This window comes from Ruegeria sp. BF12 (genome assembly GCF_056538705.1).
Window position 1 is genome coordinate 1 of record NZ_JBQFTP010000025.1, and the last position, 23,265, is coordinate 23,265.

A 23,265-nucleotide genomic window follows, 5' to 3' on the forward strand; every position below is an offset into this window, starting at 1 on the left:
GCAGGCTCAAGGATTGGCGCCGTGTGGCAACCCGGTACGACAGGTGCCCGAAGGTCTTCCTCGCAGCAATCGCCCTCGCAGCTCTCGTCATCTATTGGCTATGTGTCCTGACCCTAGCGACGTGCTTCACGGTTGTCACTCGCCAGTATTTCAGCGCGCGTTTAAATCATCTGCAATCGTCCGACTCGGTGATCTCTTGCGTGGCAAACCCTTAAGCGCAAGAACAACCGACACTCTTGGGCACACAAGTTTACTGGTCATCGAAAACCGGTCGCGGCGAACCTTCTTTGTCCAGCGCAACAAATACGAAATCCGCATCCGTCACTTTCTCGGCCTTCCCCGAGTATCTTGGCCTTGCCCAAGCGTCCACGTGAATCCGCATCGAAGTCCACCCTACCGCTTGTAGTGTCGCGTAAAGCGTGACTTCGTCGCCGACTTTGACCGGCCTGAGAAACTTCATGGCTTCGACGGCCACCGTGGCACCACGCCCTTGCGACACCCGACCCGCTATGTTGCCCGCCGCCAGATCCATTTGAGACATAAGCCATCCCCCGAAGATATCGCCCGAAGGATTGGTATCTGCCGGCATGGCTATCGTGCGGATAACCAGCACGCCTTCGTCTTGCTGCCTGCCATGAGTCGCGAGGTCTAGCCCCCGCGCCAGAGCCGCTTCATAATCATCATTCATGTCTGACCTCTCCCGTTTCGGCACTTGGGCCAAGCATTATTGATCTATCACATGACCCGAAGGCTAACCGCTGCAGTGATGCATCGGGCCGCCTTTATAGCGCGGAAAGCCGTAGCCATTGACAAAAACCACATCGATGTCTCCGGGTTTCTCGGCGATACCTTCGCGCAAAATGGCGGTGCCTTCCTGATGCAGGGCGTGTATGCAACGCTCGGCAATATCGTGGTCAGATTGCACGCGATGCGCAATCCCGGCCTTTTCGGCGACGCTTTGAATCAGCGACTTAACGTCCTCGTCCAGTGTGACGTCACCCCCGTCGTAGCGGTAGAATCCGGCCTGTGTTTTACGGCCTTTGCGTCCCATTTCGACCAGCTGGTCATGCACCTGAAACGCGTGCGGATGCACTGCGCCCTCAGGCAGCGATTTACGCATCAGATAGCCGATATCAATCCCCGAAAGGTCCAGCACCTGAAAAGGCCCCATCGCCATACCGAGCCGGCGCAGCGCGGCGTCCACCACCTCGGGGGAGCCGCATTCCAGCATGAGAAGACCCGCCTCGCGCTGATAAGCCTGATACATGCGGTTGCCGATGAACCCGTGGCACACCCCGGCGATGACGCCAATTTTGCCCAGCTTTTTCATGACTGCAGCCAAAGTAGCCGTGACTTCGGGGGCCGTGCGGTCGGTACGAATGACCTCGACCAGTTTCATGATCTGCGCCGGGCTGAAGAAATGCAGACCCGCCACCCGGTCCGGGCGCGCTGTGGCCGATGCGATCTCGTTAATGTCCAGATACGAAGTGTTCGTGGCCAGAATGGCAGTCGGGTGGCAGACCTGATCCAGCCGTTCGAAGATCTTCTTTTTGATCGCCATATCCTCGACGGCGGCTTCGATCACCAGATCGGTATGTGCCAAATCTTGGTAGTCTGTGGTGAGGGTGACTTTTGCCAGAATGATCTCGGCCTGCGCGCGATCCAGTTTGCCGCGTTTGACGGCCTGTTCCAGGTTGTCACGAACACGCTCGATTCCGGCCTGAGCGGCTTCATCCGATATTTCGACCAACGTGACCGGGATGTTTTGCGACGCGAAGACTTGCGCGATCCCTGCCCCCATGGTGCCCGCGCCGATAACGGCCACACTATTGACTTCGGCGGCCTGCGACAGGTCCAGACCTTCGACCTTGTGGGTTGCACGCTCGGCAAAGAAGATATGGCGCAGAGCGGTGGATTGCGAGCTTTTGCGCAACTCCAGCGACAGGGCGCGTTCGGCATCAAGTCCGGCCCGAAAATCCGTGCCCGTGGCCGCCTGAACCGCATCGATGACGGCCAGAGGCGCGTCCAGCCCGCGTTTGCGCTTGCCACACATGGCGCGCCATTGATCGAAAACACCGGGATCAAAGCTGTCGGGAGCAATGGGCCGCTTCAGCTTGAAAGGGGTCGGGTCCATCCCTGTCAACGTTGCCGCAAAACTCAATGCGTCATGTTCGAGATCGTCGGCAATTGCATTGATCAAGCCGCTTTCCAGTGCTTTTTGCGCGCTGACCGGTTTGCCCTCAACCGCCATTTCCAGCGCGGGTTCGACCCCGATCAGGCGCGGCAGTCGCTGCGTGCCACCCGCGCCGGGGACAAAGCCCAGATTGACCTCGGGCAGGCCCAATCGCGCGTCCGCCGTCGCGATCCGATGCGAACAGGCCAGCGCAATTTCCAGCCCACCGCCAAGCGCCTGACCATGGATCGCTGCGACAACCGGCTTGGGGCAGGATTCGATGAACAGCACCAGATCGTTCAGGTGCGGCGGCACCGGCGGCTTACCCAATTCCGAGGCATCTGCCCCCGCCATAAAGGTTCGGCCAGCACAGATCAGCACCACTACGGCAACCTGGGGATCGGTCGAGACAGCCTGAAACGCATCCCACAACCCCTGACGCACAGCCTGCGAAATGGCGTTGACCGGTGGAGCATCCACCCGGATCAGCGCAACCTGTTCCGTTCGCGTCACTTTTACGGCGCTCATGCCTTGTCCTCCGGCTTGTGTGATGGGTTGCGGGTATCTGTACAGAAATTTCGGCGGATCGGGGTATAGAGAGTTTCGATCTCTGCCAGAGGCAAACCCTATAGGCACAAAGATCCCGTCTATATTTTTTTCGTATGGACAGCAGTTAAAAATGATATTTTTATTATCGCAAGACGCTCTCTACCCTGACCAGCAATCAGAGAAGGCCCCACTCCAGGTCGGGCCGGAACAGGAATTGCGAGGTTGTTATGACAAATCTGGGATATCTCGTAACCCGTGCCGCCCGTTTCTGGGCAGACAGGGTTGCTCTTAAGGACGAACGCGTCACACTGAGCTACGCACAGGTGGACGACCGCACGAACCGCTTGGCCACCGCGTTGACCGGGTTGGGCGTTGTACAAGGCGACCGGGTCGCGGTACTGGCCTGGAACCGGGTTGAGATTGCCGAGGCTGAGGTGGCGCTGTTGAAGGGTGGCTTCATCCGTGTGCCAATCAACGCCCGGCTTTCGGCGGATGAAGTGGTGCATGTTTGTGCCGACAGTCAGGTGCGCGTTCTGATCACGGATGAGGCGCATCTGCCCGCCGCCCAGCGCGCACTGACGGAAAACCCCGAACTGCAGACACTGCTGGTCATGGGTGATGGCGGAAGCTACGAAGACGCGCTCGCACAGGCCGATCCCAGCCCGGTCAGTGTTGAAACCGACCCCAAGGACATTGCCGTACACCACTATACCTCGGGTTCCTCTGGGGTTCTGAAGGCCGCGATGCATTCAGTGCGCAACCGCCGCGCGATCCTGCGCAAAATCACGTTTCGGTCGCGCCTGTACCCTGATCAACCTGAAACCTTTCTACACGTGGGGCCCATAACCCATGTGTCGGGGATGGCATTGCTGCCCATGCTTTCGCAGGGGCATACCAATATCATCCTGTCGCGGTTTGACGTGGACAATTACCTTTCGACGCTGGAGCGCGAAAAGGTAACTCAGACCTATCTGGTCCCGACCATGATCAACCGCATCCTCGCCGCACCGAACCGGAGCGCTTACGACCTCTCCTCTCTCAAACTGCTGCGGTACGGTGCGGCACCCATTTCTCCCACCCGTTTGCGCGAAGCGGTCGAGTTCTTCGGCCCGATCCTGAACCAGGGTTATGGCGCAGGCGAGGTCTGCTCCTCGGTCACGCTGCTGACCGAAGCGGACCATAAGCTGGCACTCGACACCCGACCCGAGCTGTTCCAATCCTGCGGCCGCCCGCTGTTCGAGACTGAGGTCAAGGTGGTTGATGAAACAGGCGCAGAAATGCCCGCCGGAGTGGCAGGCGAACTGGTGGTGCGGGGCGAAGACGTCATGCAGGGCTATTACAACGCCCCTGAACTGACTGCGCCAGTTCTGAAGAACGAATATTACCACACCGGTGACATCGCCTATATGGACGAGACCGGCTATATCTTCATCGTCGACCGCAAGAAGGACATGATCGTTACCGGCGGGTTCAATGTTTACCCCAATGAGGTCGAACACGCCCTGTTCGAGCGTCCCGAAGTATATGAAGCCTGCGTCGTTGGCGTGCCCGACCCGGATCTGGGCGAGGCCGTGAAGGCCGTGATCGTTCCGCGAAAAGGTGCTTCGGTTGACGCTGATGCTCTGATCACGCATTGCATTGAAAAACTTGGGAAATTCAAAAAGCCGCATTCAGTGGATTTTGTGGATGAACTGCCCAAGAACGACGCCGGCAAGATTCTGCGGAGGCAGGTGCGCGACGGATATTGGGCCAACTCAGATCGGAAGGTGTGACCATGAACCAAGGGTTGAACCGCGCCACATCCGGGCTTGAGGCCGGAGCTTTCGCCAACTTGCGCGCGAAGGTAAATGATCTGCTGTATGATGAGATGATCCCGTTCGAACGCGAAAACGGTCTGAGTCATGAAACCCGGTTCGAACGTTCGCAACTGGAAGAATGGTGGAAACGCTCGCGCGCGCTTGGCATCTATGGCTGCAACCTGCCAGAGGAGTTCGGCGGGCTCGGCCTTTCGATCGACCAGCTTTGCACCCTCAAGGCCGACTGCACACGATCCAACGCGGCGCTTTATGGCTGTGTTCTGGGCGAAAACGGCGGTCCGATGCGGATCGGATACATCATCACCCGTGCCGCGGATGAGCAGAACGAAGAGTTCTTCTATCCCGCCGCGCGCGGCGAACGTGCCGGGTGTTTCGCGCTGAGCGAACCCAATGCAGGGTCGGATGCCATGCGTATCGAAACCACCGCCGTGAAGGATGGCGACGATTACATCATCAACGGGCACAAGCGCTATATCACCGCCTCACGCACCGCAGATTTTGCCATCGTGATGTGCGTTACCGACCCTGATGCGGGCGCGGATGGGGTGACTGCCTTTCTCATCAATGCGGCCTCACCCGGTTACCGGGTCGAAGGGCACTACCTGCCGATGTCCGGACAGCATATCGACAATGACATTATTCTGGAAAACGTCCGGGTTCCTGCGCGCAATATTCTGGGCGGGTTGGGCAACGGGTTTAAACTGGGAATGGAGCGGATCAACATCAACCGCCTGCTGCAATGCCCAACCATGTTGGGCCACGCCCAGTTCGCGTTGGAACAGGCGGTCGACTATGCCAACCGTCGAGTGCAGTTCAAACAACCCATCGCCAACTTCCAGGCGATCCAGCACATGCTGGCCGATATGAAAACCGCGAATTTTGCCGCTCATTCGATGATCCACGCCGCCGCCGCCAAGGCTGATCGGGGCGAGAACATTCGGACCGAGGCGGCCATGTGCAAGGTTTTTGTCGCCGAAAACGCCTTTCAAGTGGCCGACAAAGCGATCCAGATCCATGGCGCAACCGGCATGACCAAGAACCACCCCGTCGAATGGGTATTCCGACGCCTGCGCATGTTCCGCGTGTTGACGGGCAGTTCAGAGATTCAGCGCAACACCATAGGCAAAGGCATCCAGAAAGAATGGCAAAAGGCACATCCGGAGGCGGCGCAATGACGAATGACTGGTCATTTCTGAACGGGATGCGCATCGTCGATCTGTCGCGTCTGTTGCCGGGGCCCTTTGCCACCCAGACACTGGCCGATCTGGGGGCCGAGGTCATCAAAATCGAAGAACCCAAGCACGGCGATCCGGGACGTCGGCTGGGCAAGGACATGTTCGCGCGACTGAACCGTAACAAGAAATCCCTTACGTTGGATCTGAAGTCGGACGAGGGCAAGGCGGTTCTGACCGACTTGCTGAAGGGCGCTGATGCGGTGATCGAAAGCTTCCGACCCGGCGTGATGGATCGGCTTGGTTTCGGCTACAAGGACGTGCGCGCACTGAACCCGGCCATCGTCTACTGCTCGCTCTCGGGTTTCGGTCAGACCGGCCCTTATCGCCAGCGCGCCGGGCATGACATCGATTTTCTGGCGCTGTCGGGCTATTTCGCCGTCCCCAGTCAAGTCAATGATAAGCTGGCCCGCCCAAAGATCCGCCTGTCGGACTACGCTGGAGCGATGTATGGCGCGCTATCGCTGGCGGTAGCCATGGCGTCGGCCAAAATAAGTGGCAAAGGCCAGTATCTGGATGTTGCGATTACGGACGCCATGGCCAACTGGTCCGCGCCTTTGGTGCGCATCGCGCATGAACTGTGCGGCGGGGACTCAGACAAAATGTCCTTTGTCATGCCCGACAATGACATCTTTGAAACCAGTGACGGCAGGTACATTGCGATCGGGTTGTTCGAAAACAAGTTCTGGGTGCAACTGGCTACAATGATGGACAGCGAATTCCCGCAGCTTGGTCGCACCGAATACGCCACCAACCAATTGCGCAACCAGCGCAAGCGCGAGGTGCATGCGATGATGTCTGAGATGTTTGCCTCAAAAACGCTGGCCGAGTGGGAGGCACTGTTTCGGCCGACCGATCTGCCCTGGGCCGTTGTCTATCAGGACATGCGCCTGTTCGATGACCCGCATTTGCAGGATCGCGGCATGTTCGGAGAGCTTGGCGAGGGCGAAAACAAGAGCTTTCAGGCCGGATACCCGACCAAGTTTTCCGCTGGCCTGAACGAGTTCAATCGCCCGCCGCCGGGCAAAGGACAAGATACTGACGAGATTCTGCGCGGGCTGGGCCATGACGATGCCGCCATTCAGGCGATGCGCGACGCAGGAGTGATCTGATGACCGAGGCTTTTATCTGCGATGCAATCCGAACACCCATCGGTCGGTATGGTGGAGGGCTATCCTCGGTCCGCGCTGACGATTTGGGTGCGATACCACTGCGCGCACTGATGGAACGCAATCCACAAGTGGACTGGACAGCGGTCGACGACGTTCTCTTCGGCTGCGCCAATCAGGCGGGCGAGGACAACCGCAATGTGGCGCGCATGTCGTCGCTGTTGGCCGGGCTGCCGGACACTGTGTCCGGGACCACGCTGAACCGGCTGTGCGGGTCGGGGCTCGATGCGGTCAGTTACGGCGCGCGCGCGATCAAGGCCGGGGATGCCGATCTGATCATCGCAGGCGGTGTCGAAAGCATGAGCCGGTCGCCCTTTGTAATGCCCAAAGCAACCTCTGCCTTTTCCCGCGCGGCTGAGATACATGACACAACCATTGGCTGGCGTTTTGTGAACCCGTTGATGAAAGCGCAACACGGTGTCGACTCGATGCCGGAAACCGCCGAAAACGTGGCCGAGGACTTCGATATCAGCCGCGAAGATCAGAACGCCTTCGCCCTGCGCTCGCAACAGCGCGCAGCCGCCGCGCAAGCGGCTGGTGTCTTCGCTGAAGAAATTACGCCCGTGACGATCCCGCAGCGCAAAGGCGATCCGCTGGTCATCGACACGGACGAACATCCCCGTCCCGATACCACACTGGCGGGCCTGGCCAAACTGAGGGCCCCGTTCCGCGCAGGCGGGTCGGTGACGGCGGGCAATGCTTCGGGCGTCAATGACGGCGCGGCGGCGCTGATCATCGCCAGCGAAGAAGCCGCCAAACGCCATGGCCTGACGCCCCGCGCACGCATCGTCAGTGCCGCGGCAGCCGGCGTCGCCCCGCGGATCATGGGGTTCGGCCCGGCACCAGCCACGCGAAAGCTGCTGGAGCGTATGGGGCTGCAGATCGACCAGATCGATGTGATCGAATTGAATGAAGCCTTCGCCGCGCAAGCATTGGCCGTTACCCGCGCATTGGGGTTGCCCGACGATTCGCCACAGGTGAATCCAAATGGCGGCGCGATCGCTCTGGGCCATCCTTTGGGCATGTCCGGCGCGAGATTGGCACTGACGGCGACACATCAGCTGCAGCGGACCGGAGCGGCCCGCGCGATCTGCACTATGTGCATCGGCGTCGGTCAGGGAATTTCACTTTTGTTGGAACGGGTTTGACCGCATGAGCACAGGTCGGGCCAATGAAACCAGGGCAATAGGGTGCGATCATATGATTTTCCTATAACCAAAATCGAAAGATAATATTACCCTAATGGCCTTAAGCGACGATAGCCTTTGAAAATGGATTTTCAGGCAATGGCGCATTGCCACGAACTCGATGGGAGGAGAACCATGACAAAACTAGGATGGATGAAGAGCCTGGCCGCAGGTGCGGCGCTGGTTCTGAGTGGGACACTGGCGCAGGCCGCCGATTTCCCAGAGCGCCCGATCGACATGGTCGTCGGCTTTAAGGCCGGCGGCGGAACCGACACTTATGCGCGCGCACTGGCCAGCGCAGCCGAGGCATATACTGGTGGTCAGCCGGTAGTCGTGGTCAACAAGCCAGGCGGCGGTGGTCTGGTTGGCGGACGCTTTGTAGCGGATCAGCCGCCCACCGGTTACACCCTGTACCTGGCCTCGGCAGGATCGATCGTCCTTAAGAACCTGATCAAACCGCAGGTCGTTTCGACCGATGACTTCAAAATGGTCGGCACCATCGGTGAACTGACTGCGGGTATCTTCGTACCTGCCAGCTCGCCCATTCAGTCGCTGGATGAGCTGATCGAAGCCGGCAAATCATCAGACACAGCATTGCGCTGGGGGCATACCGGTCGCGGCAACGTCTGGCACATGGCCGGCCTGGGCGTGCTGAAGCCGAATGACGTCAAAGCCAAGGACGTACCGTTCAAGGGTGGTTCCGGCGTCCGTGCCGCGCTGGCCAGTTCCGAGGTCGACTTTGGCGTGATGGGCGCGCATCTGGGCCGTGGTTTCGAGGATGAGGTCCGTCTGCTTGCGGTTCTGTCCAACAACCGCCATCCCGCCGCACCCGACGCACCGACGGCCAAAGATCTGGGAGTAGAGTTCATTCCGGTATCCTCTCCCATGATCGTAATGGCTCCAGCAAGAACTCCTGATGAGGTCGTTGCGCAACTTTCGGACGCAATCGTGGCAATAACTCAGGATGAAGCGTTTCTTGAAACACTGACGACCGCAGGTTTGCCGACCGCAAGTATCAACGGTCCGGACACCGCCGCCAATATCGAGACGTCCAAGGCTGATTGGAGCAAGCTGTTGGAAGGTCTGGAATGACCCAGAACATTGATATCGACGTGGCGCGCAAGACAGCGCGCCACAACATCGTGACAGGCGCAGTGCTGACCGTTCTGGCCGCCTTCTTTTTCTGGAAATCCTTCAACATCTCGTTGGATTTTGTTGACGAGGAAGGCGTTGGCCCCCGGTTCTTCCCACAGGCCATTTGCGTGGCACTTGGACTGATCGGGGTGACCCTGGCGGTGTTCGGCATCAGGGGGCAGGTCGCACCGGCTGACAAAAGCAGTTTTGACGCGAAACGGTTCTTTTCCGACGCTGTCCCGCTGTTCCTGCTCGGTCTCGCCTTTGTCTGGATGTTCGGCGCCTTCGGCTACATCGTTGCTTGTTTCGTACTGCTTCTGATCGCGTCACTGCTGTTTGCCGTGCGTCCCCCGGCCCTGATCCTTCTGCCGGTCATCGGTACGATCATTCTGTACCTGCTGTTCTTCAAGCTGATGACTGTGTTCGAACCAGCCGCAACAATCTTCAACCCCCTGTCCCTGCTCGGGCTGAAGTGAGGTAAGCGACGACATGGAACTTCTGCACGGATTCTATACCATCTTCACCACGCCCGAGACCCTGATGTTCGTGGTTTTGGGCGCAATCCTAGGCGTGATCGTGGGTGCGGTGCCCGGTCTGACGGCCTCGGCTGCCATCGCGATGCTGGTGCCCATCACCTACTACATTGACCCTCTGTCGGCGCTGGCATTCCTTTATGTCATCGGCAAGGCCGGGCGGTTTGGCGGGTCCATCTCGGCCATTCTTTTCAATACGCCCGGTACGACGGCCGCTGCTGCCACGGTCATCGACGGGCATGCTCTGACCAAGAAAGGTCAGGCAGGGAAGGCCCTGAAAACCGCCACGACTGCGTCGGTCATCGGTGACTATATCGGTGAGTTCATGCTGATTTTCGGCGCGCTGACCATCGCGCAGCTGACCCGTGAACTGGGGCCGCCAGATTATTTTGCCATTTATGTCTGTGCCTTCCTGATCATCGGATCGGTGATCTCGGACTCGGTTCTCAAGGGCATCGCTTCGACTCTGTTCGGTGCAACGTTGGCGATGATCGGGCTGGATCCCATCACATCCGAGCCACGCTACAGCTTTGGAATGGTTGAACTGTATAACGGGTTCTCACTTGTACCTCTGCTGATTGGTATGTTCGTGATTTCCGAAGTGTTCGCGCAGGTTCAGGCCGCCCGGTCCGGACAATCGCATCATGACGAGATCGCCGCCCGCAAGCCCGAAGATGATCAGCTCAGCTGGGTCGAGTTCCTTCGCTGCCTGCCCTTCATAGGCCGTGGATCTGCCATCGGCGCACTGGTGGGTCTGATCCCCGGCGTCGGATCGGCTGTGGCCTGTTTCGTGGCTTATGGTTCATCCAAGGCCAAAGCCAAGAACAAGGACGAATGGGGCAAAGGCGCCATCGAAGGCGTGGCCGCGCCCGAAGCCGCCAACAACGCCGTGTCAGGACCATCCATGATCCCGCTTCTGGCGCTTGGCGTGCCCGGTTCGACCATCGCGGCGATGCTGATGGGTGTTTTCCTGATCCACGGCATTCAGGTAGGTCCGAAGATCTTCGAGACCTCGGGCGACATCGTCTATGGCCTGTTTGCCGCCGGCCTGATCGGCATTGCGCTGTATGGGTTGATCGGCTGGTTCCTGGGACCGCTGATCGGTCGCGTCATCGACAAGGTGCCGCAGCAGCTGATCTACCCGACCATTCTGGCTGTGGCCCTGATCTCAGCCTACACCGCGCGGTCTTCGATGTTCGACGTGCTGGTCGCCTGTATCTTTGGCCTGATTGGGTATTTCATGCGGACGCTGAACTTCAGCCCTGCCGCCGCGATCATCGCCTTTGTGCTGGCTCCTGGGGCCGAGCAGGCGCTGCGCCAGTCGGTTCTGCTGACCGACGACGGGTTTGGTATCTTCCTGCACCGCCCCGTGGCGCTGGTCTTCTTTGCCATCCCCGTAATCGCAATCGGTATTCGCATCATCGGCCGGATGCGCGCCCGCAAGGCCACCCGGACCGAGTTGCAGACCTGACAAACCCCTGCCCGAGCGCCTCAAAAGGGTGCTCGGGCAAAACAACAGGGATTCTGAGGATATGCTGGACGACACCAACTCTAATCTACAGCAATATCTGAACGCCCTGCGCGCAGATGGCTTTGGCGGCGATATCGCCGATGACGAGGCCGCTCGGCTGGTCGGGGCGACCGACAACAGCATCTATCACATCGAACCGCAGGCAATCCTGTTTCCCAAGGAAGCTACCGATGTGGTGCGGGCCGCGACACTTGCGGATCGGTTTGGCATCGCGTTGACCGCCCGTGGCGGCGGGACCGGCACCAACGGTCAGTCACTGAATGACGGCGTGGTGGTCGACATGTCGCGCCACATGACCGGCATCCTGTCGTTGAATACGGATGCGGGCACAGTCACGGTCGAACCCGGCGTGGTGCTGGATCAGCTCAACGCATATCTAAAGCCGCACGGCTATTTCTTTGCCCCCACAGTTTCCACGTCCTCTCGGGCGACAGTTGGCGGCATGTTCGCCACCGATGCCAGCGGCAAAGGCAGTCGGATCTATGGCCGCATGTCGGATCATGTCCTCGCCGCCGAAATCACTTTGGCCAATGGGCGTCGAGTTTCAGTCACCACTCACGGTAGTTTGGATGAAGAATTGAGTCGCACTGCGACTGCAATCCGCGCTGACCTGGACTCTCACGCTCAAGAGATCGCCCGCCGGTTTCCCGTCATGAACAGGGGCCTGACCGGCTATAATCTGGACGAGGCGCGCGGAAACGCGGGCGATCTCAACCTCATCAAACTACTGGCCGGGTCCGAGGGCACACTGGCCCTGACTACCCATCTGACACTGCACATCACGCCGATCCCAAAAACGCGCGCCCTGACGGTATTGGCCTATGACAACTGCGTCGCGGCACTGGACCACGTTCCATTTTTGGTCAAATCCGAACCAGCGGCGATCGAGTTTCTGGACGACAAAATCCTTGCCCTTGCCGCTGCCTCTCCGATGTGGAGCGAGGTGGAAAGTGTATTGGGCCAAATCGGCGAGGCCGGCGGTCTTCTGTTCGTGGAATTTACCGGCGACAGCAATGACGAAGTGCGCGCGGGTCAGGACCGTTTGGCCCATATTCTTGATCAGAACCTTATCCATCTCGCTGCTCAGGTGACCACCGCTGCTCCGACCGAGATGTCGGCGCTGTGGGAGATGCGCAAACGCGCGGTGGGTCTGTTGGCCGCGGTGGAAACCAGCCGAATAGGCCTGCCCTTTGTCGAGGACGCCGCTGTTCCACCGGAAAACCTGTCGGCCTTCGTTTCCGAGTTCGGTCAGTTGCTGGATTCCCGAGGTCTGACCTTCGGAATGTTCGGCCACGCAGATGTGGGCTGTGTCCACGTGCGCCCGATGTTGAACATGCGCGACCCGGCGGATCGGGATCAAATCCGCCCGATCTCGGACGCGGTGTCGGCGCTGTGCCAAAAACACGGCGGCCTGATCTGGGGCGAGCATGGCAAGGGAATGCGAGGAGAGTACGTCGAAACCTACGTGGGCCCCGACCTTTATTCGGTGATGCGCCGGATCAAGGCCGCTTTCGACCCCGACAACCGCCTGAACCCCGGCAAGCTGGTGACGGCAGATGCCAGCGAACTGACGGTGACGAGGCTGGATGACGTTCCGATACGCGGCGCACGAGACGCCCAGATTGACGAAACCGTCCATGCCGCATTTGACCGTGCTATTGCGTGCAACGGCAACGGTGCCTGCCATAACTGGGCGCCCGACGACCCGATGTGCCCGTCCTACAAGGTCACGCGTGACAAAGTGCAGGCCCCCAAGGGTCGCGCCAGCCTGTTTCGCGAATGGGCGGGGCTGCGTTCGACCGATCAGGATGTCGGGCCTGTGGAAGAGGCACTGAAATCCAGCCTGGACACCTGCTTGTCCTGCAAGTCCTGCACAGGTCAATGTCCGGTGCGGGTGGATATCCCGGCGATGAAATCCGCCTTTCTGCACGAGTATTTCAAATCCCGGGCGCGCCCTGCCCGTGACCTCCTGCTGCGTCATATGGAAGGGCTGTCGCTGATCCTGCGTAAGTTGCCGCGTCTGGCTAATCTGGCGCTTGGCAATCCGTTAACGCGCGCGGCTCTGAACCGTGGCTTTGGCCTGGTCGATATCCCGACTTATGCGCCGCTGACCGCCGAACAGGCGGTACACCAGGGCAAAGGACGTCTGATCGATCCCCTGAACCTGCCATCGGATTGGGGTCAGAGCCCGGTCGTGCTGGTTCTGGACAGTTTCACCGGCGCGTTCGACACCAATGTAATCGCACAATCGGCGACACTGCTGAACCGGCTTGGCTTCTCCGTCTGGTCCCTCCCCCCAGTAGCAAATGGTAAGGCGCGGCAAGTGCGTGGCATGTTGGACGCGTTTGAAGCGCAGCGCCACAAGACCGGCGCGCTGTTGTCACGGATCAAGATGGATGCACTACCTCTGATCAGCCTCGAACCCGCCGTTACCGATCTGCTGAACAAGGACTACAACCTGGGCAAACAAACCGTTCTCTCGCTGGACCGGTTCCTGTCCGAAAATCTGGACTTGCTGCCCCAATTGGCTGCCGAAGACACCCAGTTCACTCTGTTTTCTCATTGCACCGAGAAAACCGCCGACCCGGCAACACCCCGGCGTTGGCAAACGGTGTTTCGCCGCTTCGGGCTGACGCTTGAAATCGCCGACACCGGGTGCTGCGGCATGGCGGGCCTGTTCGGCCACGAAACCGAGCATCGCGACATGTCCCGTGATCTATTTGACTTGTCCTGGCGCGCGCCCTTGAAAACGGCCGATGCCGGAGCGCTGGCTACCGGGTTTTCCTGCCGGTCTCAGGCCGAACGCTTTGGCTCGGCCAAACCCGCACACCCCAGCGCTGCGCTTTTGGCGCGGCTTGAACCGAAACCTCAAAAAGAAACGAGGCTCTCATGACCGCCAACAACATGATCGTCCTGATGTCCGATGAACATGCTTCCAACATCATGGGTTGCGCCGGACATCCCTTCATCAAGACCCCCAATCTGGATCGGCTGGCAGCGCGGGGCACCCTGTTCGACAGCGCCTATACCAATGCACCGATCTGCGTGCCCGCACGAGCCAGCTTCGCCACCGGCAAATATGGCCATCAGACCGGCCATTGGGACAACGCCACCCCTTACACCGGCGAGCCGAAATCCTGGGGTCATTACCTGCAGAAAAACGGCAACCCGGTGGGGTCAATCGGTAAGTTGCATTACCGCAATGCATCCGATCCGGTCGGATTGGATTTCCAGCAGATTCCGATGCATCTGGTCAACGGCGTCGGAGACGTTCTGGGCTGCGTGCGTGAACCGATGCCGCGCCGCTGGAAAGCACGCGATCTGGCAGACAGCGCTGGCCCGGGCGAGACGTCGTACACCACCTATGACCGCAACATCACCGATGCGGCCTGCAACTGGATCGCGGAGCGCGGACGCGAACCGGCAGGCGACAAGCCTTGGACCGTGTTCATCTCGATGGTCGCGCCGCATTTCCCGCTGACCGCGCCGCAGGAGTTCTATGACCTGTACAAGGATATGGACCTCAAACCCTCGAAACCCGCGCGCGAGGATGACCACCCGTGGCTCAAGGCGTTGCGCCACTGCTTTGTCTACGACAACTTCAACGAAGAACGCACGCAGGCCGCGCTGACCGGGTATTTCGGTCTGGTCAGTTTCATGGATTCCAATGTGGGCCGCATTCTGGACGCGATCGAGGCGGCAGGGCTAAACGCCACGACCAACATCATCTACGTAAGCGACCACGGCGATAATATGGGCGAGCGCGGTATGTGGGGCAAATCCAACATGTACGAAGAAGCCGCGGCCATTCCGATGATCATGGCCGGACCGGATGTGCCGGGCGGAAAAGTCAGCAAGACACCGGTATCGTTGGCAGATGTCTTCCCCACGGTTCTGGAATGCGCCGGTCTGATTGCCGATGACCCCGAGCTGCCGGGCCGCTCGTTGTTCCAGATCGCTGCCGAAGACGATTGTCCCAACCGTGCCGTATTCTCAGAGTATCACGCCGCTGGTGCGATGTCCGGGGCTTTCATGATCCGCAAGGGGCCGTGGAAGTATATCTACTACACCGGTCTTGCACCGCAGCTGTTCAACCTGGACAAAGACCCCGAAGAGATCGACGATCTGGGCACCGCGCCCGACTTCGAGGCCATCCGCGCCGACTTGCATGCCGAGCTTCTCAAGGTCTGCGACCCGGACGCGGTGGACCGTCAGGCAAAGGCCGATCAGGCAGTGATCATCGCAAAACACGGCGGGGTCGAGGCGGTGCTGGAACGGGGCGGTTTCGGCGCGACACCAGCGCCTGGCGCGAAGGCAGACTTCGTCGCTTCGAAAGATGCCGCCACATGAGCGGGACCAATAGGCAGATCCCGGTTTGTGCGGGGCCCGATCCGACGCCAAAAGCGCCGCGATTGGCCATGCCACCGCTGGCTTGCGACTGTCACGCGCATGTGTTTGGGCCGGACGCGCAGTTTTCAATGGTGCCGGACCGGCTTTACACGCCGCCCGAAGCACCATTGGGCGCGTACGAGTATTTGCTGGCCACGCTGGGATTACAGCGCGCCGTCATTGTGCAGCCCAGTATTTATGGCACGGACAACCGGGTCACTCTGCAAGCGGCCGAGACGGATTTGACCAGATACCGAGCGGTGGTGGTCGTGGACAGCTCGACAACCGAAGCCCAGTTGCAAAGGATGCACGATCGGGGCGCGCGCGGCGTTCGGGCCAACCTGCTGTTCAGCGGTGAAAAGGCCATGGCCGAGGTTCGCACCATTGCCGACAGGATCGAACCGTTGGGATGGCACCTGCAGGTACTGCTGGATATCAGCACATTCCCCGACCCATACGCCTATTTTTCAACCCTTCCGGTGCAGACGGTCTTTGACCACATGGGCCATTTCCCTGTGGCAAAAGGGATCGCAACCGAGGGTTTTCAGGCTCTGTTGCGCCTGATGCACGAGGGCAAAGCCTGGACGAAACTGTCCGGCGCGTACCGGATCACCGGCCAGACTGCGCCGCCATATGAAGATGTCACACCCATCGCAAAGGCCTTGATTGCGGCGAACCCAGATCAGGTGGTCTATGGCACCGACTGGCCGCATCCGCACATTCCTGTGGCAATGCCAAATGACGGTGATCTGTTGGATCAACTGGCCGATTGGGCCCTTGATGCGACTGCAATCAAGGCAATACTGACAGACAACCCCGCCCGTCTTTATGGTTTTTGATCGTCGGTCCTGACATGCCTGAAGGTGCCGCGGATCACGCCGCGATCAAACAGCTCATGGCAGATGTCCAGCATCTCCTGCCGAACGGCTCGTGAAGCTGCGTTTAGTGGCTGGTTGCGTGGCCAAGCGAGATAGATGTCTCGGATCAGGTCGGGATTAACCAGCCGTTTTGCCGAAATCTCTCCGCGACGCCAAAGCGCGTCAAGGGATGGCCATGGCAGCACTCCGGACGTCACGCCGCTGCGAATGTAGCTTAGTCTCAACCGTGCGGATTCAGTCGTCACACGCAAATTAAGGGCACGTCCCTTCTTTTCCGCGACATCTTCAACGATTTCACGCACGGCATGTGTCTGCTGGCTCAGCACCAGCGGCACTGTAAACAGGGCTTCAACATCCACCGTCTCGGATCCCGAGCACGGTTTTTCGCCCGCGCGATGGCGCGATACCAGATACAAAGGTTCAGTATAGAGATGCAGATATTCAGCCCTGGTCGTTTTCTCACGAGTGGCCAGTATCCCTAGATCAACGCGACCGTTTTCGATCATCTCTTTCACGGTCAGCGCCAACTCTTCCATGATCCGAAGCTCGACCTCTGGGTACTTTTCGGCAACCCGTTCCAACAAAAGCGGCGCGACGTGGACACCCAGCATCGGCGGCAGAACAATCGAGACCTCACCGCGGGGCGTGTCCGCCTCTTTTCGTACATCGTCGGTCGCCTGCTTCAACTGCGCCACTATCTTGCGGGCATGATGATATAAAACCTCTCCCGCCTTGGTCGGCTTGACCCCGCGCGACGAGCGCACCAGCAATTCGGTCGTCAATTCCTCTTCCAGATTGGCGATGTGTTGGCTTAGCGCAGGCTGGGCGATATGCAAAACCCGCGCTGCGCTGGACACACTGCCCTGATCGACAATCGAAATGAAGTAGCGAAGTTGGCGAATATTCATCACACACTCGGGCAAGACCTGAAGACAAATCCATTATAGCTCGGCGACCAGCAGAAGAAAATGTGATTGCAGGTCAGCGCAGATCCTGCGCAAAGGACGACCGCATCTGTGCCGCCCAGACACCATTGATCCGAGTGACCACCCAAAGCGACCGGAATGAGACCAGTGGCTGGCCTGCCTTGTCGAACCGGTCCACCATCACGTCCAGATGAACTTTGTTTTCGTCGGATTGCAGTACATTCAGATGGCCCCATTCCGTGTGCCCCCAATCCCCCCCTGCCCGAGCGTGAAAATCGCCAAGATAGCTGTCAGGCGTATCCCAGATTTTGACCGTCTCGCCAGCCAGACGATAATGGGGGAAGTGAAGTGTTTCAGCGATGGCTTTCGGATCTCGTGCGTTCAAAGCCTCAACGTGGCGCCGCATGACTTCCATGGCTGACTGGACGGCATCTTCGGACATACTTTATTCCCTTGAAAAATAGGTGTTGCAACGCAATTCCAGTATATATCAAGCCTTTAACGTAACATAGGCCTCTTCGGCCTCTCAGCTGCAAGTTTTGCCGCTAACCCTCGCAAAAAATCGCAATATTGCCATCCAAACTGACCTGTCAGGTGTTGGAAACCACCTATTCAGGCAGCTTACAAAGCCGAGCGCCTAGTCACCGCAAATTCCGGACAAATCAAACAAAGAAACAAGCGATCAGATCGTGCTTTCTTCGCCGTTACTCTGTAGTGACAGTTGGTCCGAAATAACCTGTTTCAGACCGTCTACAGGTCACGCACCATTAGGTTTCGAACCGCATCTGGTGCGACTGTGCGCTTGCAGAGCTGAAGCCCCGGAATCTTGCCGCCAAAATCGCGAAATCAAGTCATCATATCCAAACCCCAAACCTAACCGTGCAGAACCGGAGGAGAGGCATTTATCTATCTGAATTAGATTGAGTGTTAGAGTATCAAGGCTACAAGTTGCCCGCATCGTTCAGCATTGGTGGCGCAAGAATTTGGGGGAAAGTGACGTGTTTGAGTTTTACAACGCAATCTGGAAAACAACTGGACGCCATCAAATAGTGAACATACTGCTTTCGCTTTCAATTGCCGCGTTAGCCGCTTTTCCTTTGAATTATCAGAAGAATATCGTGAACGGGCTGACCGAAAAAGACATAGACCCCGGCCAGCTTCTAGTGCTTGGCGCAGCAATGGGTGGTGTCATACTTCTGAGCCTCGCACTGAAATGGATACTGGGATATCTTTCAAGTGTTCTGGGCGAGGATATGATCCGCAAGCTACGCAAACGCATTTGCGTTCTGTCGCGCGAACGTCCAGCAGGGTCCGATAAAATTGCCTACGGCGCAAAGGCGACAATGGTGTCGGCGGAAGCCGAACAAGTGGGAAAATTCACGGGAAGTGCCTTGTCCGAACCACTCGTTCAGGCCGGAACTCTTGTCGTGGTCGTGGGTTATATTGCTGCCAATCAACCGTCTCTGGGGTTGATCGCGATTGGTATGATCGTACCTCAGATCTTTATTGTCCTCATCGTTCAGACCCGCGTGAACTCGCTGGTCTCGGATCGTGTACACACACTGCGCGATGCCACAAACATGCTCGTAGATGCAGATCGGTCGGCTGCGGAAATAACGCCCCGCTTTGACCAAATCTACGAGACACGCTCTCGAATTTTTGTTTGGAAATTATCCTCTAAATTTGTTCTCAGCGCGATTAATGGAACCGGAACGGTAGGGGTTCTTGTCGTCGGTGGTTGGCAGGTTCTCGAGGGCAATACCGATGTCGGCACCGTCGTTGCCGCGACAGTTGGCTTGACCCGTCTTCAGGGGCCGACGAGGCAGTTGATTGCGTTCTATCGACAAGTCAGCGCGACCGCTGTGAAATTTGACCTTCTGCGTGAAGCAGGCGTCGACATGTGTGACGCCGCCGCTTGAGCTTTGCGCGCGTGTTTGAGGCTAGTCGTTTGTTATAAAGGTACTTTCATATGACGAATGAAGCCGGTTTTGTCTTTGTTCTGATCGCCGTCGCCGGCGTATAAATGGCAAGAAATATGGTTCGCCATGACTTTGCCGCCTTGATGGTTGTTCTTGCGCTTCGTAGCTATCTGCATAGGCACTCGCGGTGACCTAAACGGATGGTTGCGTAGGGCACAAAGAGACAGCCGAGGCACACCGCAGTGAATGGCGGGCAGGAGCCGACTTCCCCCCTTCCTGCACGCCACATGCACAGGCGGTTGCCATAGGACATCGCCGCGCTCATCAGGAAGAAGTTGGGGCATAGCTTCCGTCTTGACGGTGCACTTCGCGGCCGCTGAGCGGCGGATTGAAGACGCAGACAAGCCGCAGGTCAGCGTCCGTCGCCCGCACTAAGTGACGGTCATGCCGATCCAGAGCGTAGAGGGTAAACGGCTCAAGAGAATGCCAGATTTCATCGTCAGCCGCCCTGATCTGACCCTTGCCCTCAATACAATAACACGCCTCTAAGTGGTGGGTGTATTCAAGCTCAAGCTCCGCACCCTTTTTTATGATCGTATCCGTGAGCGAAAAGCCCAGACCATCAGACGCCAGCAATAACCGCCTGCTGTTCCACCCCGGCCCAGAAACGTCCCTATCCGTTCCAAGGATGTCCTTAAGTTCCTTAATGATCATACTGCACCGCCTCGTTCCTATCTTACCGCGCGGTTCATTCCGCCGTCGGACAGTATACTCTGACTGTTAATATATCGAGCTCCATCGCTGGCGAGAAACACGCACGCCTGTCCGATTTCCTCGAATGTTGCAGGCCGCTGCGCCGGGACCTCCAAGCGGGCAGGTTCACGTTTTCACAGAACCCGGGGAGCAAGTTGTTCATGCGAATGCTGTGCCGCGCATAACGATCCCCGTATAGCTTTGAGAATCTGTGCAGCGCGCCGCGAAAAATACTCATGGTATAGGGCGCACGTGGTTCGACTGCATTCATGGACGAGATGTTTACGAAAGCACCCCCGCCTTGTTCGATCAGTATGGGCGTGACGATGCGAGCAATCTTCACAACGTTCAAAACGTACATGTCCAAGTTTTCGTGCCACAACTCGTCACTGAGTTCCAAAAGCGGCCCGTCAAAGTCAGGATCGATGCCTACTGTTTTTGATGGCCTCAGGCACCCCTCCACCGTGACCCATATTGCTGACGATTGCATCAATCCATCCGTACTTGCTCATGGTGTCGTCGATCATTGCCTGCAAATCATCGACATCCAGCACAGAGCCCCGGCGGCCAATGCCCCCAAGCTCCTCTGCCAGTTCAACTGAGCGATTGGAGGGGGACATCAGTGAGACCTTATAGCCTGCCTTTGCCATCTCAATGGTGCAACCCCGGCCAATTCCCTGACCATTTCCGGTCATCAGAGCGACTTTGATATCGGGCATGGCATCTCCTTTCCACAGGTGCAAAGTGTGTGAAATCTATCGAGTAGAAGTCAGTGTAACCTCACGGATTGGGTGGCGCCTATCGAGTTTTCTGGACATTGCTGTCAGGTTTTCTCACATGGTAGAAAACCTCAGACATCTTAGGGCGCTTCAGGCCTTTGATGAAACCGCAACCCACTCAAGCCTCACCAAGGCAGCGGATGTTCTGAACGTCACCCACGAGGCAATCAGTCGGCAAATCAAGTTGCTGGAACTGCATCTTGGCGTGACGCTCTTTCATCGCTGTCCCAATGGCGTTGAACTGACCAAGGCCGGGGAACGACTGTCTCAGTTAACACGCGAGGCTTTTTCGGCACTGCAATTGGGCGTGATGGAGGTAAAGCGATTACATCACCGCCAGTCGATTACAGTGTCCTTGTCCACATCACTGGCACTCAGATGGCTTGTCCCGTTACTGAGTTCGTTTCAGCAAAAGAATCCGGGTATCGCATTATTGCTTGATACGAACGATACCTATGCAAATTTCAACACATCCGAGGTCGAAGTCGCTCTGCGGTTTGGAGAGCCCGGCTGGGACGGATTGTATCATGAGCAAATAAGGCGCGAGGAATTGATTGTCGTAGCCGCGCCGTCCTTTATTAAAAATACACATTCACCAATGCGCGCTGAAGACGTGGCTGATCTCCTATTGTTGCACGATGCTTTCAACGTCGGCTGGGAAAGCTGGGCGACGCAGGTCGGGCTGGGTGCTGATCGGATCAATTCACAAAACATCAAATTTGTGGACAGTGCCGTTCTTTTGGAGGCCGCGATTGACGGACAAGGCGTGGCGTTGGCAAGACACCTATTGGCGGAGAGGGACCTAAAACTCGGTCGGCTGATCCGTTTGGGTGAAAGCAGTATTCCGCTGGATCGCGGACTATACTTCGTCTGCCGACCTGGCGACCAGGAGCGGGTCTCGGTGAGAATTTTCAAGAAGTGGCTCATGGCGATTTGAGCTTTGGGCTCCAATCGACGACCTGCGAAAGCGGTCGTTGGAACACTTGCCGCCAAAGGCAGTCGGATGCGCTCCCCTACGAGCCCATTGCCGCCCCTGATCCCAATTCCATCTTTCACTCATTGAGCAAACCGCACATTCCGGACGTTCAGAGCCAGGCGGCAAATGGCAGGTGAGCGGGACAAAGCTGCCGTCCACTCAGCGCAAGGCAATGCCCGCACCCGGCCTACAGCGGACACTTCAGATCTGCGGTTCGAATGGAGAGCCGACCTTTGTTGCGCACACAGACCAAATTGAACGCCGGCAAGTAAGCCGACATTCAAAGGGTGGGTGTCTCAGGATCTTAGCTGCGCTACCGCAAGTCGGTTCTACATCCAATCCAAACAGAAATTAGAGAACCATCGATCGGGAGATTTATCGCGGAGAAGATTGTAGACTCTAGTAACTCAAGGTTTGTGGAGCCAATATTGGCACCTGAAGCAAGCGAGAAGACTATGTGGTTGCCCAGTCTTCGCTTGGCCTACAGTGTTGTTGGGAAAATCTCCAACCGAAAAAGGAGCACCTATGTCTCGACTTTCAGAACGCAGAGACTTTGCCACCGAAGTCTGCGAGGAGGCTGGGCTACTTGCCAAAAAGTTCTTTGCAGATCGGGTCAATCTTATAGTTGATCAAAAAGGCGCTCAGGACTGGGTGAGCGAGGCGGACAAGAACGTCGAGACTTTCATTCGTCAAAGGATCGCGGAGGCGTGGCCCAACGATGGCGTATACGGTGAAGAGCATGGCGCGGTTGCGGGAGAGAGTGGCTTTGACTGGGTTATTGATCCAATTGATGGGACCACGAATTTCGTGAACGGTATTCCTGCATGGACCATTGTTCTGGCTGGTGTCACTGAGGGTCAAACGGAGATTGGTGTGATCCACGATCCAAACGTGGATGAAACTTTTGTCGCAACTCGCGGAGAAACTGCGACACTTAACGGATCACCGATAAGCGTCGCGTTAGGAGTGCCGTTGCAAGATGGAACAGTGGCTGTGGGATACTCGAACCGGATTGAGAGCCGTCATGTCTTACCTGTTATCGAGGATCTGATCGAGCACGGGGCGATGTTTCACAGAAACGCCAGCGGAGCGCTTTCATTGGCTTACGTCGCTGCCGGGCGCCTTTTGGGTTACGTGGAGGAGCACATGAATGCATGGGATTGTCTGGCTGGGCAATTGCTGGTCTCGGAAGCGGGTGGCGTTGTCGAGGATCAGGACGTTGATGAGATGATCCGAGACGGCGGGCGCGTGATCGTGGGGACACCAGATGTGTTCGAGACGTTGCGTGAGATCGCAGAGAACGCTTGGAACGCTTAGCTC

Annotated in this window: 20 protein-coding genes and 2 pseudogenes; 14 read left to right on the forward strand and 8 right to left on the reverse strand. The window is 57.8% G+C overall.

The annotated features are described in order from the left end of the window. Positions 1 to 101: pseudogene (locus tag ACR0J0_RS22455) on the forward strand (IS5/IS1182 family transposase); the annotation flags it as partial. A 149-nt stretch (positions 102 to 250) separates the two neighbouring features. Here the strand turns inward: ACR0J0_RS22455 and ACR0J0_RS22460 are convergent. Together ACR0J0_RS22460 and ACR0J0_RS22465 are read right to left on the reverse strand one after the other, a co-directional pair. Then, on the reverse strand, positions 251 to 589 hold the full coding sequence (locus ACR0J0_RS22460) for an acyl-CoA thioesterase (protein WP_480666249.1): 339 nt from the start codon (positions 587 to 589) through the stop codon (positions 251 to 253). Between the two features lie 162 nt (positions 590 to 751). Further along, positions 752 to 2,701 (reverse strand): 3-hydroxyacyl-CoA dehydrogenase NAD-binding domain-containing protein, encoded by a 1,950-nt coding sequence (locus ACR0J0_RS22465; protein WP_480666215.1) that lies wholly within the window; start codon positions 2,699 to 2,701, stop codon positions 752 to 754. Between the two features lie 248 nt (positions 2,702 to 2,949). Here ACR0J0_RS22465 and ACR0J0_RS22470 point away from each other — a divergent pair, with 248 nt between their 5' ends. From ACR0J0_RS22470 to ACR0J0_RS22515, 10 genes are all read left to right on the forward strand, one after another. Continuing rightward, a complete protein-coding gene (locus tag ACR0J0_RS22470; RefSeq protein WP_480666216.1) occupies positions 2,950 to 4,494 on the forward strand; it encodes a class I adenylate-forming enzyme family protein in 1,545 nt (514 codons plus the stop codon). A gap of 2 nt (positions 4,495 to 4,496) precedes the next feature. Beyond that, complete coding sequence (locus tag ACR0J0_RS22475; protein ID WP_480666217.1) at positions 4,497 to 5,714, forward strand: acyl-CoA dehydrogenase family protein; 1,218 nt, start codon at positions 4,497 to 4,499, stop codon at positions 5,712 to 5,714. Next, positions 5,711 to 6,883 carry a CaiB/BaiF CoA transferase family protein gene (locus tag ACR0J0_RS22480; protein WP_480666218.1) on the forward strand — a complete coding sequence of 391 codons (1,173 nt, stop codon included), beginning with the start codon at positions 5,711 to 5,713 and terminating at the stop codon, positions 6,881 to 6,883. Before ACR0J0_RS22475 ends, ACR0J0_RS22480 begins: the two co-directional genes overlap by 4 nt. Continuing rightward, positions 6,883 to 8,088: a 3-oxoadipyl-CoA thiolase gene (gene pcaF / locus ACR0J0_RS22485; RefSeq protein WP_480666219.1), complete on the forward strand. Its 1,206-nt coding sequence runs from the start codon at positions 6,883 to 6,885 to the stop codon at positions 8,086 to 8,088. The genes ACR0J0_RS22480 and pcaF overlap by 1 nt, the downstream gene beginning before the upstream one ends. 174 nt (positions 8,089 to 8,262) lie before the next feature. After that, a complete protein-coding gene (locus ACR0J0_RS22490; RefSeq protein ID WP_480666220.1) occupies positions 8,263 to 9,219 on the forward strand; it encodes a tripartite tricarboxylate transporter substrate binding protein in 957 nt (318 codons plus the stop codon). Further along, entirely contained in the window at positions 9,216 to 9,737 is a 522-nt protein-coding gene (locus tag ACR0J0_RS22495) for a tripartite tricarboxylate transporter TctB family protein (RefSeq protein WP_480666221.1), read from the forward strand. Before ACR0J0_RS22490 ends, ACR0J0_RS22495 begins: the two co-directional genes overlap by 4 nt. A 13-nt stretch (positions 9,738 to 9,750) precedes the next feature. Further along, on the forward strand, positions 9,751 to 11,265 hold the full coding sequence (locus tag ACR0J0_RS22500; RefSeq protein WP_480666222.1) for a tripartite tricarboxylate transporter permease: 1,515 nt from the start codon (positions 9,751 to 9,753) through the stop codon (positions 11,263 to 11,265). Positions 11,266 to 11,326: 61 nt separating this feature from the next. After that, a complete protein-coding gene (locus tag ACR0J0_RS22505) occupies positions 11,327 to 14,218 on the forward strand; it encodes an FAD-binding and (Fe-S)-binding domain-containing protein (protein WP_480666223.1) in 2,892 nt (963 codons plus the stop codon). Next, positions 14,215 to 15,675, forward strand: coding sequence for a sulfatase family protein (locus tag ACR0J0_RS22510; protein ID WP_480666224.1), 1,461 nt, complete (start codon positions 14,215 to 14,217; stop codon positions 15,673 to 15,675). The genes ACR0J0_RS22505 and ACR0J0_RS22510 overlap by 4 nt, the downstream gene beginning before the upstream one ends. Next, positions 15,672 to 16,553: an amidohydrolase family protein gene (locus tag ACR0J0_RS22515; protein WP_480666225.1), complete on the forward strand. Its 882-nt coding sequence runs from the start codon at positions 15,672 to 15,674 to the stop codon at positions 16,551 to 16,553. The genes ACR0J0_RS22510 and ACR0J0_RS22515 overlap by 4 nt, the downstream gene beginning before the upstream one ends. On the opposite strand, the gene ACR0J0_RS22520 is transcribed toward ACR0J0_RS22515, so the two are convergent. Both ACR0J0_RS22520 and ACR0J0_RS22525 read right to left on the reverse strand, forming a co-directional pair. Beyond that, positions 16,541 to 17,500, reverse strand: a complete 960-nt coding sequence (locus ACR0J0_RS22520; protein WP_480666226.1) for a LysR substrate-binding domain-containing protein — start codon at positions 17,498 to 17,500, stop codon at positions 16,541 to 16,543. The genes ACR0J0_RS22515 and ACR0J0_RS22520 overlap by 13 nt on opposite strands. Before the next feature lie 73 nt (positions 17,501 to 17,573). Continuing rightward, positions 17,574 to 17,960 carry a hypothetical protein gene (locus ACR0J0_RS22525; protein ID WP_480666227.1) on the reverse strand — a complete coding sequence of 129 codons (387 nt, stop codon included), beginning with the start codon at positions 17,958 to 17,960 and terminating at the stop codon, positions 17,574 to 17,576. Positions 17,961 to 18,567: 607 nt separating this feature from the next. On the opposite strand from ACR0J0_RS22525, the gene ACR0J0_RS22530 reads away from it, so the two are divergent. Beyond that, the gene (locus ACR0J0_RS22530; protein WP_480666228.1) at positions 18,568 to 19,437 is read left to right on the forward strand and encodes an ABC transporter transmembrane domain-containing protein; all 870 of its coding nucleotides are present in this window, start codon (positions 18,568 to 18,570) and stop codon (positions 19,435 to 19,437) included. 324 nt (positions 19,438 to 19,761) lie between these two features. Here ACR0J0_RS22530 and ACR0J0_RS22535 read toward each other — a convergent pair whose 3' ends face one another. The 4 genes and pseudogenes from ACR0J0_RS22535 to ACR0J0_RS22550 form a co-directional block, all read right to left on the reverse strand. After that, complete coding sequence (locus tag ACR0J0_RS22535; RefSeq protein WP_480666229.1) at positions 19,762 to 20,151, reverse strand: ectoine synthase; 390 nt, start codon at positions 20,149 to 20,151, stop codon at positions 19,762 to 19,764. Positions 20,152 to 20,168: 17 nt separating this feature from the next. Beyond that, complete coding sequence (locus ACR0J0_RS22540) at positions 20,169 to 20,306, reverse strand: SDR family oxidoreductase (RefSeq protein WP_480666230.1); 138 nt, start codon at positions 20,304 to 20,306, stop codon at positions 20,169 to 20,171. Positions 20,307 to 20,380: 74 nt separating this feature from the next. After that, positions 20,381 to 20,680 (reverse strand): annotated as a pseudogene (locus ACR0J0_RS22545) (SDR family NAD(P)-dependent oxidoreductase); the annotation flags it as partial. Next, positions 20,607 to 20,909, reverse strand: a complete 303-nt coding sequence (locus ACR0J0_RS22550) for an SDR family NAD(P)-dependent oxidoreductase (RefSeq protein WP_480666231.1) — start codon at positions 20,907 to 20,909, stop codon at positions 20,607 to 20,609. The gene ACR0J0_RS22550 and the pseudogene ACR0J0_RS22545, both read right to left, overlap by 74 nt. Before the next feature lie 118 nt (positions 20,910 to 21,027). Here ACR0J0_RS22550 and ACR0J0_RS22555 point away from each other — a divergent pair, with 118 nt between their 5' ends. After that, complete coding sequence (locus ACR0J0_RS22555) at positions 21,028 to 21,906, forward strand: LysR substrate-binding domain-containing protein (RefSeq protein WP_480666232.1); 879 nt, start codon at positions 21,028 to 21,030, stop codon at positions 21,904 to 21,906. A 564-nt stretch (positions 21,907 to 22,470) separates the two neighbouring features. Then, the gene (locus ACR0J0_RS22560) at positions 22,471 to 23,262 is read left to right on the forward strand and encodes an inositol monophosphatase family protein (protein ID WP_480666233.1); all 792 of its coding nucleotides are present in this window, start codon (positions 22,471 to 22,473) and stop codon (positions 23,260 to 23,262) included. Positions 23,263 to 23,265: the final 3 nt, after the last annotated feature.

Coding starts and splice junctions, on each gene's coding strand:
- ACR0J0_RS22495 (WP_480666221.1), top strand. CDS start 9,216: ATGACCCAGAACATTGATATCGACGTGGCGCGCAAGACAGCGCGCCAC.
- ACR0J0_RS22510 (WP_480666224.1), top strand. CDS start 14,215: ATGACCGCCAACAACATGATCGTCCTGATGTCCGATGAACATGCTTCC.
- ACR0J0_RS22500 (WP_480666222.1), top strand. CDS start 9,751: ATGGAACTTCTGCACGGATTCTATACCATCTTCACCACGCCCGAGACC.
- ACR0J0_RS22515 (WP_480666225.1), top strand. CDS start 15,672: ATGAGCGGGACCAATAGGCAGATCCCGGTTTGTGCGGGGCCCGATCCG.
- ACR0J0_RS22520 (WP_480666226.1), bottom strand. CDS start 17,500: ATGAATATTCGCCAACTTCGCTACTTCATTTCGATTGTCGATCAGGGC.
- ACR0J0_RS22470 (WP_480666216.1), top strand. CDS start 2,950: ATGACAAATCTGGGATATCTCGTAACCCGTGCCGCCCGTTTCTGGGCA.
- ACR0J0_RS22550 (WP_480666231.1), bottom strand. CDS start 20,909: ATGCCCGATATCAAAGTCGCTCTGATGACCGGAAATGGTCAGGGAATT.
- ACR0J0_RS22480 (WP_480666218.1), top strand. CDS start 5,711: ATGACGAATGACTGGTCATTTCTGAACGGGATGCGCATCGTCGATCTG.
- ACR0J0_RS22460 (WP_480666249.1), bottom strand. CDS start 589: ATGCCGGCAGATACCAATCCTTCGGGCGATATCTTCGGGGGATGGCTT.
- ACR0J0_RS22475 (WP_480666217.1), top strand. CDS start 4,497: ATGAACCAAGGGTTGAACCGCGCCACATCCGGGCTTGAGGCCGGAGCT.
- ACR0J0_RS22465 (WP_480666215.1), bottom strand. CDS start 2,701: ATGAGCGCCGTAAAAGTGACGCGAACGGAACAGGTTGCGCTGATCCGG.
- ACR0J0_RS22505 (WP_480666223.1), top strand. CDS start 11,327: ATGCTGGACGACACCAACTCTAATCTACAGCAATATCTGAACGCCCTG.
- ACR0J0_RS22555 (WP_480666232.1), top strand. CDS start 21,028: ATGGTAGAAAACCTCAGACATCTTAGGGCGCTTCAGGCCTTTGATGAA.
- ACR0J0_RS22490 (WP_480666220.1), top strand. CDS start 8,263: ATGACAAAACTAGGATGGATGAAGAGCCTGGCCGCAGGTGCGGCGCTG.
- ACR0J0_RS22535 (WP_480666229.1), bottom strand. CDS start 20,151: ATGATCATTAAGGAACTTAAGGACATCCTTGGAACGGATAGGGACGTT.
- pcaF (WP_480666219.1), top strand. CDS start 6,883: ATGACCGAGGCTTTTATCTGCGATGCAATCCGAACACCCATCGGTCGG.
- ACR0J0_RS22560 (WP_480666233.1), top strand. CDS start 22,471: ATGTCTCGACTTTCAGAACGCAGAGACTTTGCCACCGAAGTCTGCGAG.
- ACR0J0_RS22525 (WP_480666227.1), bottom strand. CDS start 17,960: ATGTCCGAAGATGCCGTCCAGTCAGCCATGGAAGTCATGCGGCGCCAC.